The sequence below is a fragment of the Flagellimonas flava genome (assembly GCF_050617915.1).
Taxonomy (GTDB): Bacteria; Bacteroidota; Bacteroidia; order Flavobacteriales; family Flavobacteriaceae; genus Flagellimonas; species Flagellimonas flava_A.
In genome coordinates this window covers 283,525-299,510 of the sequence record NZ_JBODQE010000005.1, presented here as the reverse complement: position 1 = coordinate 299,510, position 15,986 = coordinate 283,525, and the positions used below count along the sequence as shown (strand labels likewise).

Annotated in this window: 16 protein-coding genes; 10 read left to right on the top strand and 6 right to left on the bottom strand. The window is 41.5% G+C overall.

The window, feature by feature from the left end:
- Position 1 precedes the first annotated feature (1 nt).
- Both ACRHOZ_RS14690 and ACRHOZ_RS14685 read left to right on the top strand, forming a co-directional pair.
- On the top strand, positions 2 to 607 hold the full coding sequence (locus ACRHOZ_RS14690) for a DUF4254 domain-containing protein (RefSeq protein WP_431126913.1): 606 nt from the start codon (positions 2 to 4) through the stop codon (positions 605 to 607).
- Positions 591 to 1,640, top strand: a complete 1,050-nt coding sequence (locus ACRHOZ_RS14685) for a glycosyltransferase family 9 protein (RefSeq protein ID WP_431126911.1) — start codon at positions 591 to 593, stop codon at positions 1,638 to 1,640. The genes ACRHOZ_RS14690 and ACRHOZ_RS14685 overlap by 17 nt, the downstream gene beginning before the upstream one ends.
- A 364-nt stretch (positions 1,641 to 2,004) precedes the next feature.
- Here the strand turns inward: ACRHOZ_RS14685 and ACRHOZ_RS14680 are convergent, their stop codons facing one another.
- A complete protein-coding gene (locus ACRHOZ_RS14680) occupies positions 2,005 to 2,622 on the bottom strand; it encodes a TetR/AcrR family transcriptional regulator (protein ID WP_431126909.1) in 618 nt (205 codons plus the stop codon).
- Positions 2,623 to 3,037: 415 nt separating this feature from the next.
- Here ACRHOZ_RS14680 and ACRHOZ_RS14675 point away from each other — a divergent pair, with 415 nt between their 5' ends.
- From ACRHOZ_RS14675 to bla, 4 genes are all read left to right on the top strand, one after another.
- Positions 3,038 to 3,748, top strand: a complete 711-nt coding sequence (locus tag ACRHOZ_RS14675; RefSeq protein WP_431126905.1) for a hypothetical protein — start codon at positions 3,038 to 3,040, stop codon at positions 3,746 to 3,748.
- A 94-nt stretch (positions 3,749 to 3,842) separates the two neighbouring features.
- A complete protein-coding gene (locus tag ACRHOZ_RS14670; protein ID WP_431126903.1) occupies positions 3,843 to 4,721 on the top strand; it encodes a HEPN domain-containing protein in 879 nt (292 codons plus the stop codon).
- Between the two features lie 24 nt (positions 4,722 to 4,745).
- Positions 4,746 to 5,225, top strand: coding sequence for a hypothetical protein (locus ACRHOZ_RS14665; protein ID WP_431126901.1), 480 nt, complete (start codon positions 4,746 to 4,748; stop codon positions 5,223 to 5,225).
- 122 nt (positions 5,226 to 5,347) lie between these two features.
- Positions 5,348 to 6,250 (top strand): class A beta-lactamase, subclass A2, encoded by a 903-nt coding sequence (bla, locus tag ACRHOZ_RS14660; protein ID WP_431126899.1) that lies wholly within the window; start codon positions 5,348 to 5,350, stop codon positions 6,248 to 6,250.
- A gap of 23 nt (positions 6,251 to 6,273) precedes the next feature.
- Here bla and arsS read toward each other — a convergent pair whose 3' ends face one another.
- From arsS to ACRHOZ_RS14645, 3 genes are all read right to left on the bottom strand, one after another.
- On the bottom strand, positions 6,274 to 7,362 hold the full coding sequence (arsS, locus tag ACRHOZ_RS14655) for an arsenosugar biosynthesis radical SAM (seleno)protein ArsS (RefSeq protein ID WP_431126897.1): 1,089 nt from the start codon (positions 7,360 to 7,362) through the stop codon (positions 6,274 to 6,276).
- A 76-nt stretch (positions 7,363 to 7,438) separates the two neighbouring features.
- Positions 7,439 to 7,774 carry an arsenosugar biosynthesis-associated peroxidase-like protein gene (locus ACRHOZ_RS14650; protein WP_055397919.1) on the bottom strand — a complete coding sequence of 112 codons (336 nt, stop codon included), beginning with the start codon at positions 7,772 to 7,774 and terminating at the stop codon, positions 7,439 to 7,441.
- A gap of 102 nt (positions 7,775 to 7,876) precedes the next feature.
- Positions 7,877 to 8,569, bottom strand: coding sequence for a TIGR04282 family arsenosugar biosynthesis glycosyltransferase (locus ACRHOZ_RS14645; protein WP_431126895.1), 693 nt, complete (start codon positions 8,567 to 8,569; stop codon positions 7,877 to 7,879).
- Between the two features lie 308 nt (positions 8,570 to 8,877).
- Here ACRHOZ_RS14645 and ACRHOZ_RS14640 point away from each other — a divergent pair, with 308 nt between their 5' ends.
- Positions 8,878 to 9,663 carry a patatin-like phospholipase family protein gene (locus ACRHOZ_RS14640; protein WP_431126893.1) on the top strand — a complete coding sequence of 262 codons (786 nt, stop codon included), beginning with the start codon at positions 8,878 to 8,880 and terminating at the stop codon, positions 9,661 to 9,663.
- Positions 9,664 to 9,773: 110 nt separating this feature from the next.
- Here ACRHOZ_RS14640 and ACRHOZ_RS14635 read toward each other — a convergent pair whose 3' ends face one another.
- Entirely contained in the window at positions 9,774 to 10,823 is a 1,050-nt protein-coding gene (locus tag ACRHOZ_RS14635; protein ID WP_431126891.1) for an FAD-binding oxidoreductase, read from the bottom strand.
- 123 nt (positions 10,824 to 10,946) lie between these two features.
- On the opposite strand from ACRHOZ_RS14635, the gene ACRHOZ_RS14630 reads away from it, so the two are divergent.
- The 3 genes from ACRHOZ_RS14630 to ACRHOZ_RS14620 all read left to right on the top strand — a co-directional run bounded on the left by ACRHOZ_RS14630 (position 10,947) and on the right by ACRHOZ_RS14620 (position 15,430).
- The gene (locus tag ACRHOZ_RS14630) at positions 10,947 to 12,416 is read left to right on the top strand and encodes a DUF5687 family protein (RefSeq protein ID WP_431126889.1); all 1,470 of its coding nucleotides are present in this window, start codon (positions 10,947 to 10,949) and stop codon (positions 12,414 to 12,416) included.
- Positions 12,417 to 12,599: 183 nt separating this feature from the next.
- Complete coding sequence (locus ACRHOZ_RS14625; RefSeq protein ID WP_431126887.1) at positions 12,600 to 13,295, top strand: ABC transporter ATP-binding protein; 696 nt, start codon at positions 12,600 to 12,602, stop codon at positions 13,293 to 13,295.
- Positions 13,296 to 13,627: 332 nt separating this feature from the next.
- The gene (locus ACRHOZ_RS14620; RefSeq protein WP_431126885.1) at positions 13,628 to 15,430 is read left to right on the top strand and encodes an Ig-like domain-containing protein; all 1,803 of its coding nucleotides are present in this window, start codon (positions 13,628 to 13,630) and stop codon (positions 15,428 to 15,430) included.
- 159 nt (positions 15,431 to 15,589) lie between these two features.
- Here the strand turns inward: ACRHOZ_RS14620 and ACRHOZ_RS14615 are convergent, their stop codons facing one another.
- Entirely contained in the window at positions 15,590 to 15,961 is a 372-nt protein-coding gene (locus tag ACRHOZ_RS14615) for a SnoaL-like domain-containing protein (protein WP_431126883.1), read from the bottom strand.
- Positions 15,962 to 15,986: the final 25 nt, after the last annotated feature.

Genomic DNA, 15,986 nt, shown 5'->3' with positions numbered 1-15,986 from the left:
CATGTTTAGCGCGTTTGCTTTTAGCATTTTTCAGGAGAGTATAGATACCTATCACATTAAGGATGACGTATACCAGGATTTTACAAATCCTTATCCAAAGGATCAAATAGAGCATTTGTTATATCGAAAAAACTGGATAGATACGGTACAATGGCATTATGAGGATATTATTCGTGACCCTGCCATTGAACCCACGGCAGCCCTGGATTTAAAGCGAAAAATTGACGCCAGCAATCAGGAAAGAACGGACTTGGTGGAGTATATTGACAGCTATTTTCTTCAAAAATACCAATCGGTTCAGGTAAAGGATGATGCCACCATCAATACAGAAAGCCCAGCCTGGGCCATAGATCGTCTTTCCATCTTGGCTTTGAAGATTTACCACATGCAAGAGGAGGTGAATCGTTCCGATGCTTCACAGGAGCATGTTGAGAAGTGCTCTGCCAAACTTGCTGTGCTACAAGAACAGAAAAAGGATCTTTCTTCCGCAATAGATCAGCTGCTGGCAGATATTGAAGCAGGAAACAAGTACATGAAAGTCTATAAACAGATGAAAATGTATAACGATGATGAACTAAATCCAGTGCTTCGTGGACAAAAAGGGTAAACCTGTCCACATTTTGGTCATCCGGCTTTCGGCCATGGGTGATGTTGCCATGACCATTCCCGTTTTAAATGCTGTTTTGGATGCTTATCCAGAGGTAAGGCTTACCGTTCTCACCAAAAAGCATTTTGCTCCCATTTTTTCCCAACTGGATAGGGTGTCAGTGCATCACGCTGAGGTAAAAACCACGCATAAAGGACTAATTGGGCTATGGCGATTGTACAAGGAACTGTCCAAGTTTAAGTTCGATGCCGTGTCCGACCTTCACAATGTCCTCCGAAGTCGGATTTTGAAGAAATATTTTGCCCTGGATGGGGTGCCCTTTGTTCAAATTGACAAGGGAAGAAAGGAAAAAAAGGCATTAACGCGGAAATCCAACAAAGCCTTCCACCAATTAAAGACCACGCACCGGCGGTATGCAGATGTGTTCTCAGAACTGGGTTACCCAATTAATTTGGTAGATGCAAAACCCCTTGCTCGATTACAACTTTCAGAAAATGTCCTGAAAGCGGTAAAACAGGATACCAAGAAATGGATGGGCATTGCACCTTTTGCAGCCCATGTGGGCAAGATGTACCCGTTGAAACTAATGAGGGAAGTCGTTAAGGCACTAGCGGATACCGATAAGTATAAAATATTGCTTTTTGGCGGAGGTACCAGCGAAGTAGAACAGCTAAATGCTATTGCAGTATCCAATAGTAACATTCAAAATGTGGCGGGAAAGTTGAGTTTGGCCGAAGAGTTGGAATTAATATCCAATCTGGATGTAATGCTCTCTATGGACAGTGGCAATGCCCATTTGGCGGCCAACTATAGTATTCAGGTGGTAACCCTTTGGGGGGTTACCCACCCTTTTGCTGGTTTTGCACCATTTGCGCAGCCCAAGGAGAATTTACTGCTATCAGACCGAAATGAATTTCCTTTGATTCCCACATCGGTATATGGGAACAAACTGCCCAAAGGATACGAATCCGTGATGGAATCCATTCCACCCCAAAAAGTGGTGGATAGGCTTATCAACATATTGGAGAATTAAGAATAAAATTTTCGTCCGTTTGAGTGGCAAATCAAAGATTTGGTGTATCGAAAACAAGAAAATTCGGGGTTTAAGCACTTCTCGATACTAAATTTCAAAGAAATTTCACTCGAAGTGACGGATTCCTCACTGATTTAAGCCACTGCCTGCCAAAGGATACGAATCCGTGATGGAATCCATTCCACCCCAAAGAGTGGTGGATAGGCTTATCAACATATTGGAGAGCTAAGTGGAAAATTTTCGTCCGTTTGAGTGGCAAATCAAAGATTTGGTGTATCGAAAACAAGAAAATTTCAGGCTTTAAGCACTTCTCGATACTAAATTTCATAGAAATTTAACTCGAAGTGACGGATTCCTCACTGATTTACGCCACTACCCGTCTTTCCTCAATCGCATTAAAATACAGTTTCAGCTGCTGAACGTAATTATACTTCAGCTGTCTGTTTGTACTTTCAGCTAAAAGCGTTCGCATTCCCAAATAAGAAGCAATAATATAGCTTGCAGCACCTTCACAATCCACGTGTCGGGCAATATAGCCATCCACCTTTCCTCTTTTTAGGATGGAGACCAAGTTGACCTCCCATACTTTTAGTATATCCCTTAAATAGGTGGCAATCTCTTCATTTCGCTTACTAAATTCGGTGATAAAATCATTCAACATAAAGCCATAGGCAATTTCATTGGATTTACCGGGCTCCAAGGCCTTCTCAATACTATCCAAAATTACCGGCAACGGATTTTCATGGGTATTTAATGGTTCTACCAATAGGGCGTACACCTTTTGCTGCACTAGATTTTGCACAATGGCAATAAAGTAATCCTCCTTGGATTTAAAATGATGGTAAAATGCACCTTTAGATAAGGAAAGGTCTTTTAGAATGTCATCCAGATTGGTGTTGTAATAGCCTTTTTCATGGAAAACTTCCAGGCCTTTGGCACACAGGCGGTGCATGGTTTCGCGTTTTTTTAGGTTCTTGTCCATAAGATTTGGGTTTTGGGTTTTTCAAAAGAATTCCCCGCGGTTTAAGCGGGAATCTTTTGTGTGTCATTCCACATTTTTTGTGGAATCTTAGCAAGCGAATTTCATTTTCGGAAATTCCTTGATTAGACTGTTAAGTCGGTTACAAAGTTTCCCCAGTTTTGTCCCAGGCTCAAGAATCAAGGACGTATTTGTAAGAAAAATCGGTGAAGTGACCAAAAAGGCCCCAAATCTGGAAAGATGAAAAAAAGGAACCGACCGTTGGGTCGGTTTAAGGGATTCTTTTTTGGGATTAAAAACAGCCATCCAAATATTATATCCTTCAATTTAGGCAGGAATTTCACCCAAAAATTCCCGAACTTCACTTAGCTCTTATTTTAACAAGGGATATCTCAAACGTTAGCTGCAAATTGACAAAATGGGTAGAATCAAAAAACACAAAATAGAATGGAAGGGTAGAATTGAAGGAAAAGAATTTGTAAATATTCTATTTGAAGAGCTTACCGTAATGAAAGCGGAAGTAAAAAAGGTAGTTTTTAAAAACGTTCATTTCAAAAATTGTTATTTAGGATTAGAATCTAAGTATACAGATTGTGTTTTTATTGATTGCAAGTTTTACGGAAAATATAGTTCTCTTGGTAAGCCAAGTAAATATTTCAATTGTCGATTTGAGAGTTGTCAATTTATAGGAACTGACCTATTCACAGGGCAACATTTTTATGATTGCAGATTGTCTGGATTAATGAAAAATGCAATACTCAATGACAAACATCCAAAAGTAAAAAACAATGAAACGGTGTTTAGCAATTGCCATTTGGCCGATATGACTTTTGACAATGTTAGTTTATATGGGAAAAGTGTCTTTGAAGATTGTATTTTCCCAGCTTCTGGAATTAGATTATATGACAATACAAATGACAGACTTATTGAAAAAGCGGAAGAAATTTGCCGAAAAATTGAAACTGAAGATAAAGTTGAATCGGAGGTGATTTTCAGAAGAACGACAAAACAAGGACAGAACCCTATAATTCTTGATGATTTATTCTTGAACTCATTTTTTAAAACAGAAAATTCTAGAAAAATCTTTGAGAGTATTGTAAGTGGACATGAATTAAGTAATAAAAAGTAGCCGACTCTACCTACTAAGTAATCGTTTCAAATACTACCTAACCAATATTAACGCATAACATCCCCAAAACCCAAGAATCCCTTACCTTGCATTTGTGAAAGAAAAGCTTAACCACCTACCTAAATCCAAACAGGAAGAACTGCAGCAGCTGGCGCAGCAGCTTTCCGCTTTTAAGGAGGTGGAAATGGTCATCCTCTTTGGCAGCTATGCGCGGGGCAATTGGGTAGAAGACCAGTATGTGGAAAAGGGCATCACCTACGAATACCGCAGCGATTTTGACATCCTTGTAGTGCTCACCCACGAAGACCTTAAACAAAAATTCAGGATAGAGGACAAGATCAAGGCCGGGCTGGTTGCTACAGGGAAGGTCACCACAACGGTAAGTCTCATCTTCCATGGCATAAAACAACTGAACGCCTCTTTGGCCATGGGCAATTACTTTTTTAAGGACATTAAAGAGGAGGGCGTAGTGCTCTACAATTCCGAAAAATTTAAACTGGCCAACCCCAAAAAACTTACTGCGGAGCAGTACCGCCAAAAAGCCCAGGACTATTTTGACCAATGGTTTGAAAAAGGTTCTGATGCGCTCAAGGTTTTCAAGTTCAGTTTTCAAGAAAACCTTATTTATGAGGCGGCGTTTAATTTACACCAAGCCACCGAACGTTTTTATACCACCATTTTGCTTGTCTTTACGGATTACCGCCCCAAAGACCACAATCTGGAGACCCTGGGCATAAAAGTAGAAATGTGCAACCAACGTTTTGCCGTTTTCCCCAAAACCACAGATGAGGAAAAACATCGTTTTGAACTCCTAAAGCGCGCCTACATAGATGCCCGCTACAAAATGGACGAGTACCAGATCACCAAAACCGAACTGGAATACCTTGCGGATAAGGTTAGGCAGTTAAAGGAGCTTACCCAAAGCATATGTGCGGAGAAGATTGTTGCGATCGGGGGAAGGGATACGAAATAAATCTAAAATAGACTTGAAAACTCAATGAAAAGCATTTTTAAGGTTTTAATTCTTATTGGTTTGCTTGGTTCTTGTTCAAATCAAGAAAGGCGGATAATCCTACTTGAAAATGAATTGAATATTGACCTTGGAGAAAAATATGAAGTTTTAAAGGATAAAGATGTCTCTCATAATGGTTTTGAAAGTGACTATACATTGGAGCTTAATATCAAACTGAATAAAGACGAGCTTGAACGAATTATAAAACAAATTGAAACTGAACCATATTTTGATGAGTTAAGTAGATTCAAAAGTGAAAGAGGCAGATATCAGATTGCTGGAAATGAGAACCTGCAGTTTTTCAAAGTAGCAACCGATTCACTAAAAAAGACTAAATATCGAGGAAGTTGGTTTCGGACTGAATCTGGATTTGAATTTATGGACTTAGACGACGGAATGGAACCGATTGAAGCGGAAATAAATGTGAAAAAGCAGATTTTAAAATTCGTATTTAACCATTTGTAATAAAAAAGAGCCAGCGTGCAACAATGTATAATCGAAATTTCAATTCTTTTCCCTAAAAGGTGTCCACTTTAGTGGAAAGAATGAAGATTTTTTTAAATAACACCATAAACAAAGAATCAATAATGCTAAAACACACGCTTGCAACAATCTTTGCCTTCTTAATGGTTTCCGCCCATACCTATTCGCAAAAAATGGAAACCTTAAGACATCAAATAGAGGGCATCATAAATTCCAAGAATGCAATTGTTGGGGTGGCCATCAATGGGATGGATGGTAAAGACACCTTGAGCATCAATGGCCAAAGGCACTTTCCCATGCAAAGCGTGTTCAAGTTTCCAATTGCGTTGACCATTTTAGCAGAAGTTGATAAAGGCAATCTCTCCCTAGACCAAAAAATCGACATCAAGAAAAGCCAATTATTGCCAGGTCTGTGGAGTCCACTCCGAAAAAAGTACCCCAAAGGGGGCTCCATCGCCATAGATGAAATTATAGAGTACACGGTCGCTTTGAGCGATAATGTGGGTTGCGATGCGCTGTTAAGATTACTTGGCGAACCACAGGCCGTTGAAAGATATTTTTCCAAACTGGGCTTTACCGATTTTGCGGTTAAGATAAATGAAGAAGTCATGCAGGGCAATTGGGATCTACAGTTCTTAAACTGGACAACCCCAAAAGAAGCCAACAGGATGTTGGCAGCATTTTATGAGAACAACAACAACTTGCTTTCCCAAGAAAGCTATGATTTTATCTGGGACATAATGAAAGGAACCAAAACAGGAAAGAAACGATTAAGGGGACACCTACCTGAGGAAACCATAGTGGCGCATAAAACAGGTTGGTCGGGAAAACATAAGGAAACAGGAATAACCGCTGCAGTAAACAACATCGGAATTGTTTTTTTACCTAACGGGGAGCATTTTACCATTAGCGTCTTTGTCACAGAATCATCCGAAAGCCTTGAGGCCAACGAGAAAATTATAGCGGACATTTCCAAAGCAGCTTGGGATTACTTTTTGGAACAATAATAAGTTCCACATATGTCGTTGGATTAAGCCACTGTACCCTGGCAACTACTCCCTGCTCCTGCCGTACAGCCATAACAATGTTGGGATATCACAATATTCCGGTCGTTTAGCAAATCCTCGTTGTAGTCTTTAATGTGCTTCACCTTACTGGCTACTTTTAGTTCCAGCATTTGGTTAAAGTCACAGTCGTACAGCCAGCCATCCCAACTTACGGAAATGGTATTGGTACACATCACATTGGAAACTGCTGAGGGATTATAGGCCTCAACCAAAGCATACATATAGTCCTCATAGTTGTCCGATGCAATCAAATAATCCAAGAAACGGGATATGGGCAGATTGGTGATGGCAAACAGATTATGGAACTGGATTCCAAAATCTTCATCCAGAGCCTTTTTAAAGTCGCGCTCCATGGCCATTTGATCGCCAGGTAAAAAAGCGCCCGAAGGATTGTAGACCAAATCCAATCGCAAATCACTTCCCGGCATGCCATAGCCCACAGCGTTTAGTTCCTGCAAAGCTTTGATGGACTTGTCAAAAACCCCATCCCCTCGCTGTTTGTCCGTTTTGCCTCTGGTATAATGCGGCATAGAGGAAACCACATGCACATTGTGTTTTTTAAAGAATTCAGGGAGGTCATAATACTTCTTGTTGGCTCGTATAATGGTGAGGTTACTACGCACAATAAAATCCTGGATACCCGCTTTGGCCGCTTCCTCAACAAACCATCTAAAATTCGGATTCATTTCAGGGGCTCCCCCAGTAAGATCCAAGGTATGGGCACCTGTATTTCTGATGACTTCCAAACACAGCTCCATGGTTTCGCGCGTCATGATCTCCTTGCGATCAGGCCCGGCATCCACATGGCAGTGTTCACAAACTTGGTTGCACATGTATCCCACATTGATCTGCAAAATTTCCAGCTTATTGGGGCGCAGTGGAAAATGTCCAATCTCCGCAATCTTATCCTTAAAATAAGGAAGCTCCCCGTCGGCGAAAACTCCCCCATTCAGGATTTCCAATTGCTTGTTGGTTTCCGCAAGCTCATTTTCCCTGGCTTTAAGGGATTTTTTGGCCGCCTTTTTTATTTGAGGTAATATGCTTTGTTCCATTTGTGTAAACTCAATTATTTGGTCTAGTTTCTTGAAGCGAAGCGGTCTAACATCCAAGAGCGCAGCGCGTCCATGCTTACATGGATAATTTGTTGTACTTGTTCATCATTTGCACCCCGTGCACTAGGGTAGCGCCACTTTCAATAGCGGCTCCGGCGTGTACCGCTTCCATCATTTCCTCTTTGGTGATTCCTCGCTGTAGCCCATCTTTGGTATAGGCATCAATGCAATATGGGCATTTGACCACGTGTGCCACTGCAAGGGCGATCAAGGATTTTTCACGGGCACTGAGTGCGCCTTCCTCAAAGACTTTTCCGTAGTAATCAAAAAATTTGTTGCCCAATTCCTCGCTCCATTCGGTGATTTTTCCAAACTTCCGTAAGTCCGCGGGATCGTAATATGAATTTGCCATGTGTTTTGCTTTTTTTGGTTGTAAATGGAAATAACGCTAAAGCACTATTTCAAATAAATTAAAAGGATAAAAACCTGTGGATAGGTTCAAGAGTCAGGAGTGTTAAGCAAAACAGAAAGGAGATCCTTTGTTGTATGGAGTTTGTTGAACAAGGATTTCAGGAGCAATTTCCATTCGTTGGGAAAACTGCATCCTTTGGGAGAGTAATTTGGAAAACAGTATCATCCATTTGCTCCCCAGGGATTTAATATAATTGGTAAGCCGTTTAATATCTTTTACAGTATCGATATCCGACAAGGTTTCCAATGTAGCCGTTTGGCAAGCAACGGTATCAAAATAAGCAAGGGTGTCTTGATATAAGAACGAGGTCTGCCAGGGAAGGGATTCCAACCCATGGGCGTCAAAATGTTCCCTTGTAATTCCGAAAAGGTAAAACCCACCATCCAATGACGGGCCCAGAACCACTTTCTTTTGCAAAAGTAGTGTTGCGGCTTTTTGAATATGACGTTTTCCAAGATGGGGGCTGTCATTTCCAATGGCAATAACGTTGAGATAACCTTTATCAAATATGGCCTGAATGGCATTTGCAAAGCGTTCACCGAAGGAATGTCCTACCTGTTCCTTTTCTGAAAAATGAAAATGGGGAAGATCAGTGGCCTCAATAACCTTTAAAGCGTGTTGGTTGAGGGACTCCAACAAACCGCTGTCCACATGTAATTTTTTTGCGCGACTATCCTCTTCGGCGGAATTGGCGAAGAGCAAAATGGCGGTATGTTTTGCATGTTCTTTGATCAAAACAGCTTAAATACAAGTAAACTTACAACAATCTAGGCTTCAATTTAGGTCGAAAAATGGGTTTTCAGTTTACAATTTATGCCGCTTTTTCCAAATTTTAACAAACCGACTCCCCAGTCGGTCAACGAAAAAGGCACGCTCAAAAAAGTCCAGATTAAAATCGATGACATTTCGATAAAATGCACAAACGATCCAAATTTGGGTTTCAAACCGACTCGTCAGTCTGTAACAATCTCATAAATTTTCAGGTAAAAACTGGATTTTTCCCTAATGGAGGCTAATTTTATAGAGCCTAAAATCTTGAATCTATGAACAAAGTAATTTCTGATGCAAAATCTGTAGGACTTGTGCTATCTGGAGGTGGAATCCGAGGCATGGCCCATATTGGTCTGCTCAAGGCTATGGGAGAAAAAGGTGTTCAGGCACAGCTAGTTGCAGGTTCGAGTGTTGGAGCTTTGGTGGGAGCGCTCTATGCCAACGGGAATTCCATTGATGAGATGTTGCAGTTTTTTAAGGAGACTCCCTTGTTCAAGTACGATTTTTTTGCCATCAACAAGCCTGGTTTTATTGACACTGAACGTTATTTCAAGATTTTTAAAGGCTATTTTCCTGAGGATTCTTTTGAGGCATTGCGAATTCCATTGTTTGTAGTCGCAACCGACCTCCTTAAAGGAGAAGAAAAGGTTTTTTCTACAGGAGAATTGATTAGGCCGCTGTTGGCTTCGGCCGCCTTGCCGCCAGTTTTTAGTCCAATAGAAATTGAAAAGACCTTTTACGCGGATGGCGGGGTCATGAACAACTTCCCAAAGGAATATGTGGATGATAAGGCGGATTTCATCATTGGCAGTAATGTTTCCATTGCAGATGAAATTGATAAAAGGGCCATCCGAAATTCCATTTTATTGGCAGGAAGGGTAACTGGCCTGATGATTTATGCCTCCAGTCATCGGAAATTGTTGGAATGTGATATCAGTATAGAGCCCAAAGAGCTGGAAGGTATTGGGGTATTGGACAAAAAAGGGATAGAAAAGGCCTTTAATATCGGATATGAACATGGAAGCAGGGCGTTAGAACTATCAAGCGTTCCAAATTAGCCTGACACGGATCTGCCTGTCGGCAGGCAGGTTTCACCAATTTATCGAATTGAAACCGGTTCCATAATAAGCCCGCAAGCTCTTAACCCTTAACCTTTAGCACCTTTTACTTATACATCATCATAATCCACCTTTAAAGTGGGCGTCAAAGGATGTGCTTGGCAGGTTAGGATCAGCCCTTCGGCAACTTCCCCGTCAGTTAGGATTTGATTTTTCACCATCTCCGCCTTTCCTTCCGTGATACGGGCAATACAGCTGCTACAAACCCCACCCTGACAGGAATAAGGAGCATCTATTTTTTCCTTCAATACGGCATCGAGTACAAGACTCTTTTTATCCATGGCGAAAGAAAAGGTCTCATCGTCCACGACTACTTCTACCTGGGTTTTTCCGTCCAAGTTTTCGGCCAAGGTATCTTCGGACTCTGAGGCGGTAAATAGCTCAAAGAGAATTTTATCTTTAGAAACCCCATTGTTTTTCAAAGTGTCCGATACCGTATTGATCATCTCCTCTGGGCCGCAGAGGTAAAAGGCATCAAAAGTCGTTTCCTTGAACTTGTTTTTGATAATAAAGTTGACTGTTGAGGTTTCAATCCTTCCAAACAGGGCACCTTCCTCCTGGGAACGACTGTATACATTTTGAATAAAAAACCTATCGGAATATTTTGTGTGTAATTCTTCCAAATCCTTTAAATACATGGTCTCTCCTGGGGTCTGGTTTCCAAAGACCAGCACAAATGTGCTTTCTGGGTGGGATTCCAAAACAGTTTGGGCGATGCTCATGATTGGGGTAATACCACTACCCGCAGCAAAGGCAGCAACATTTTTTGGAGAAGAATTTGGTTCAAACACAAATCGACCCTCTGGCACCATTACTTCCAATACATCCCCAGCCTTTAATTGCTCATTGGCATAAACAGAAAATGTACCGTTAGGTACTTTCTTAATCCCCACAGTGATTTGGCCTGATGATGGGGAAGAGGAAATGGAGTAGGCTCGTCGGACCTCGGCTCCGTTCACCACATGTTTTAGCGTGATATATTGACCGGCGGTAAAGGAAAATGTATCTTTTAGGTCAGGTGTTATTTCAAAAGTAAGTGCAACCGAATTTGGGGTCAATGCTTCAGTCGAAGCTATTTTCAAAGCATGGAATTCGCTCATTGTAATCAATTTTTGTGCAAAACTACGGATTCGGGCTATTCTGGAGTGCCAATTTTGAAAAAAGAGTACTTTTTGTAACAAATGGGTGGAATGGGCTACTAACCAATCGATAAACCTCCAACCATGTTTAAACGTTTTATCCAGCTGCAGTGGAAATCCTTTTTTCGGTCCTCTTCTTTCGGAAAGGGGTTGGCTCTAAAAATTGTGATGATCTTTTTTGGACTTTATTTGTTGTCTGCCCTGGTTGGTTTGGGGGTTGTGCTCTACTTTGTCCTTCGAAAAATTTTCCCGGATCAAAATCCAATGTGGATGCTGAGCCAGTTTATGATATACTGGATTTTGGTGGAGCTCTTCTTCCGATATTTTATGCAAAAACTTCCAGTAATGGATGTCAAACCCCTGCTATCCATGCCCATCAAAAAAAGTACGATAACCCATTACATTTTAGGGAAATCAGCAGTTTCAGTATATAATCTCATGGCACTGTTCCTCTTTGTTCCCTTTGGAATAGTACTTCTCTTTTATGGATATCCTGGATTGAATGTAGGCCTATGGCTGGTGTCCATTATGGCTTTGGTGCTGTGCATCAACTACCTGAATTTTATAGTAAACAAGAGTGACAAGGCCTTGATGATCATCGGCGGAATTTTGTTGAGCCTTTATGGGCTTGACTATTTTCAACTGCTTCCTGTCAGGGAATTTTTTGGGCCGCTATTTCATGGATTGTACCAATATCCCATTACGGTTTTGATACCGCTTACCCTGGCTGCAATTACCTACTACGTCAACTACAGATATTTAAGGAACCGTATATTTTTGGATGCTTCGCTCAAGACCAAATCCAAGGAAGCAAAGACTTCGGATTTGGCTTGGACCAAACGCTTTGGGGATATGGCGCCTTTTTTACAATTGGACCTTAAAATGATCTGGCGCAACAAGAGAACCAAAGCCCAAGTAGTTATCTCCCTGCTCTTTGTTTTTTACGGCTTGATTTTTTATTCGCAGGAAGAGTTTGCCAATATGATGCCCATGCTGGCATTCTTGGGCATTTTTATGACAGGCATTTTCCTGACCAATTTTGGACAGTTCATCCCGGCTTGGGATAGCTCCTATTACAGTATGATGATGTCCCAGAACATTCCCCTTCGTAAATATTTGGAATCCAAGGCTAGTTTGATATCGGTCAGTGTGGTGGTCATGTTTCTGTTGACCATTCCCTATGTATATTTTGGATGGGATGCCCTGGCGATTAATTTTGGGAGCGCACTTTACAACCTCGGCGTGAACATTCCGGTTATCCTATTTTTTGGGTCGTTCAATAAAAAACGAATCGATTTGGACAAGAGTCCATTGGGGAATATGCAAGGCACCAGTGCTACGCAGTTTTTGATTATTCTGCCGGTCTTAGGACTCCCTATTTTGATTTTTACCGGGGTGTATTTTCTTATTTCTTTGGAAGCGGCTGTGATTACACTTTCCGTTTTGGGAATTGTGGGATTTGCGCTGAAAAGTAAACTCCTGGATGCCATCACGGAACGCTATCGAAAGAAAAAATATGGGATGATAGCCGGCTTTAAAGAAAAGGAAGGGTAAAACTATTACGTGTTGTGGTTTGAAACGAACCTGTCTGCCGGTAGGCAGGTTTCACGAATGACACCTTTAATAGTTTGACACGAATTTTACGAATGGCTCGAATAGACTTGGGTAAAAAAAAGATTGAACTTGAACTTGATTTTTGAGCTTGAATTTTAATACAGAACTTGATACTTTATCATTATGATAACTGCACAAAACCTCACCAAAAAATACGGATCTCAGCTAGTATTGAATATAGAATCCCTGGATATACCCAAAGGACAGAGCTTTGGCTTGGTCGGGAACAATGGGGCGGGGAAGACCACCTTTTTTAGTCTGTTGTTGGATTTGATCCAACCCACTACGGGGCATGTGGAAAACAATGGGATTCAGATCAACACTAGCGAGGATTGGAAGCCGTTCACCTCAGCCTTTATAGACGAGTCCTTTTTAATAGGATATTTGACACCAGAGGAATACTTCTATTTTATAGGCGACCTACGCGGAAGAAACAAAGCCGATGTGGATAAGCTGTTGGCCTCTTTTGAAGACTTTTTCCATGGGGAGATTCTGGGGCAAAAGAAATATTTACGGGATCTATCCAAAGGAAACCAGAAAAAAGCAGGCATTGTTGCATCCTTTATTGGCAACCCGGAAGTGGTGATTTTGGACGAACCCTTTGCCAATTTGGATCCCACTACGCAAATTCGGCTCAAGGCCATCATTAAGGAACTAGCGGCGAAAGAAGGCGTTACCGTATTGATTTCCAGTCACGATCTTGCCCATGTAACAGAAGTCTGTGAACGTATTGTGGTTTTGAACAAGGGAGAAATTGTAAAAGATATCCAGACCTCTAAAGAAACCCTTCAAGAACTGGAAACTTTCTTTGGGGGGTAATTGGTTTGCCATTCTAGATGAGTTGGGAGTGTTTTCAACTTTTTAAGTATGAACGTAAAAACACATCCCTGATTTCGTTTCCGAAATCTTTCCCTTCTCAAGAAGGGAGGGGTTTTAAAAATATTCAATTTAAATTCCCCTCTCGAGAGGGGCAGGGGTGTGTTGTTCTCGATACATTCCGAATAAAGTTCGGGACACTCAAATTGACGGTCTCGAAAAAACTGTATCAACTCCAAACCCCCATCCATCAATTCATATAGGGCATCCGTCAATTGGGCGCTTCCCACTTGGCTGTCATCATTTTACTTTATGGTTTAACCATAAAAACCCAAATGATGAAAAGAATTGCGCAATGGGCCGCTGCGGCCCTATCAATGATTTTAATAGTACTGGCCTGTGGCAAAGATGATGGGCCAAATGCACCAGAGGCCAAAGCCCCGAATATTGTAAGCCATACGGAAAGTGGACCTGTTGGTTCCACCCTGATTATTAATGGCACCAACTTTGGTGCCTCCATTGCTGAAAATACAGTGACCTTAAACGGAACCGCTGTCACCCTAAGCGGTGCCAATACCACCAAACTGACAGGTGAAGTGCCTGCAAATGCCACTACTGGTAAGATCAAGGTGACTACTACAGGGGGTTCCGATACCAGCGAAGATGATTTTGAGGTGACCACAGGGGATGGAAATACCACCCTATCCTTGAACAAAACCACGTTGACCCTTTATCCTTACGAACATTATATAGAAACTTTGGAGGCCACTACAAACGTAGATAACCCAACCATTAACTGGAATAGCAGCGATACGGATGTAGCTACTGTAGACGAGAATGGAGAGGTGACCCCTTTGACATTGGGAACTGCCACCATTACTGCTTCCATTAATGGAGTAACCGCAGAATGTGTCATAACTGTGGCAGATGGGCCTGTAAATTCACTGGAAATAACACCCAAAGAAATTGAGCTTTTTAGACATGATACGGTGGACTTAGAGCTTACCATTGAAGCAGAGGTTGAAAGTACTGGCGCAGCGGCATGGATTTCGGATAATGAAGAAGTAGCAACTGTGGATGAAGAAGGACAGGTAACTGCAATTTCACCTGGGGAAGCGGAGATAACCGTGACCGTGGATAATGCTTCAACAAATCGTGTGATAACCGTAAAACATGATGTTATTGCTTTTGGGGCGGAAAGTGATGGATCAAAAAATAGGGCCGTGGTATGGAAAAATGGTGTTGCAGATTATCTGACGAATGGTAATAACAATGCTGAAATCTTAGCTGGATTTGTAGATTCCGCAACAGGAGATATATATGCCTCTGGATACGAGTCCAATGGCTCCAAACTTGAGGCTAAATACTGGATAAATGGACAAGAAACTAGTTTAACAGGAGGAAATACGGATGCCAAAGCACATGATATAGCATTACTTAATGGTAATGTAATTACAGTCGGTTATGAAATGAATGATGAGAATGTACAGGTTGCGAAGGTTTGGCAAGACGGGAATGAGCTATATGCCCTGACAGATGGGAATAACCATGCCGAAGCACTTAGTATTGCTATTGACAGTGATAATAATATTTATTCCAGTGGTTACGAGAAAAATGGGAATTATAGAGAAGGTAAAGTGTGGATGAACGGTAATCTGATTGATACTCAAACCAATGGCAATTATGATATACAGATTTCATCAATTGCTATTGAAGATGATGTAATTGGGATGTGCGGACATGAGAATGACGCTAACAATGTTGGCACGGCAAAATTGTGGATTATTGGCCAAGGAATCAACCTAACAGAAGGGGATAACAACGCCCGGGCTTATGATATTTTTACCGGCGTAGAAAATGTTTATACAACCGGCTTTGAAGCTCAAGGGACCCCTAAGGCAAAATATTGGAAAGATTTGGAAAAATTTGACCTAACAACAGAAGACTATTATTCAATTTCCTATTCAGTGTTTGTTCATGGCAACATTGCGTATTTCTCAGGATATGAAAGAAGCGGCACAAATGGCACCATAAATGTGGCAACATATTGGTGGCGAGATGGAGAAGGCGACATTGTAACAGAAGAGCTTACAGATGGTAACTTTAATGCCAGAGCATACGATATCGTCGTGAGATAAACGGGCAAAGATGAGTTATGGACTTAGCCAAATAACTTTAAGTCTTAGCACAATCCTGTTTTCAGTACGAAAAAAGGCTCCGCTTTTAAAGCGGAGCCTTTTCATTTCAGTAGTATCAAGCTTAAAAAGTTCTCGACTGCGCTCGAACTGACACTATTCTTACCCCCCCATCACAGAAGGATCGTAAAAAAACTGGGCTTTGGTGATTTGCCCATTTTCTACCTGGTACATACAGAATTCTTCCATGTTTATCCGGCCGCCTTGTTTAAAAGTTACATCGCTGGTCATGGGCACTACAAAGTGGTTGCCCACTACCATGGGATCACCAACTGTTCCGCCATGGGCTTCCTCAATATTGCTCGCCCATTGGGCAAAACCTTGTAGAATGTTGTCCAGTCCTTCGGTTTTTTCGTTGGGTACACCAGGCATCTCTACGCTCACGGCATCTTTGGCATAGAGGCCATAAGCTTCCTCATATTTGCCTTCCCTACAAAGGCCCACTAGTTTGTCTGCTACTTCTTGTGTTGTCATTTTGTTTCTGTTTTTATGATTAATA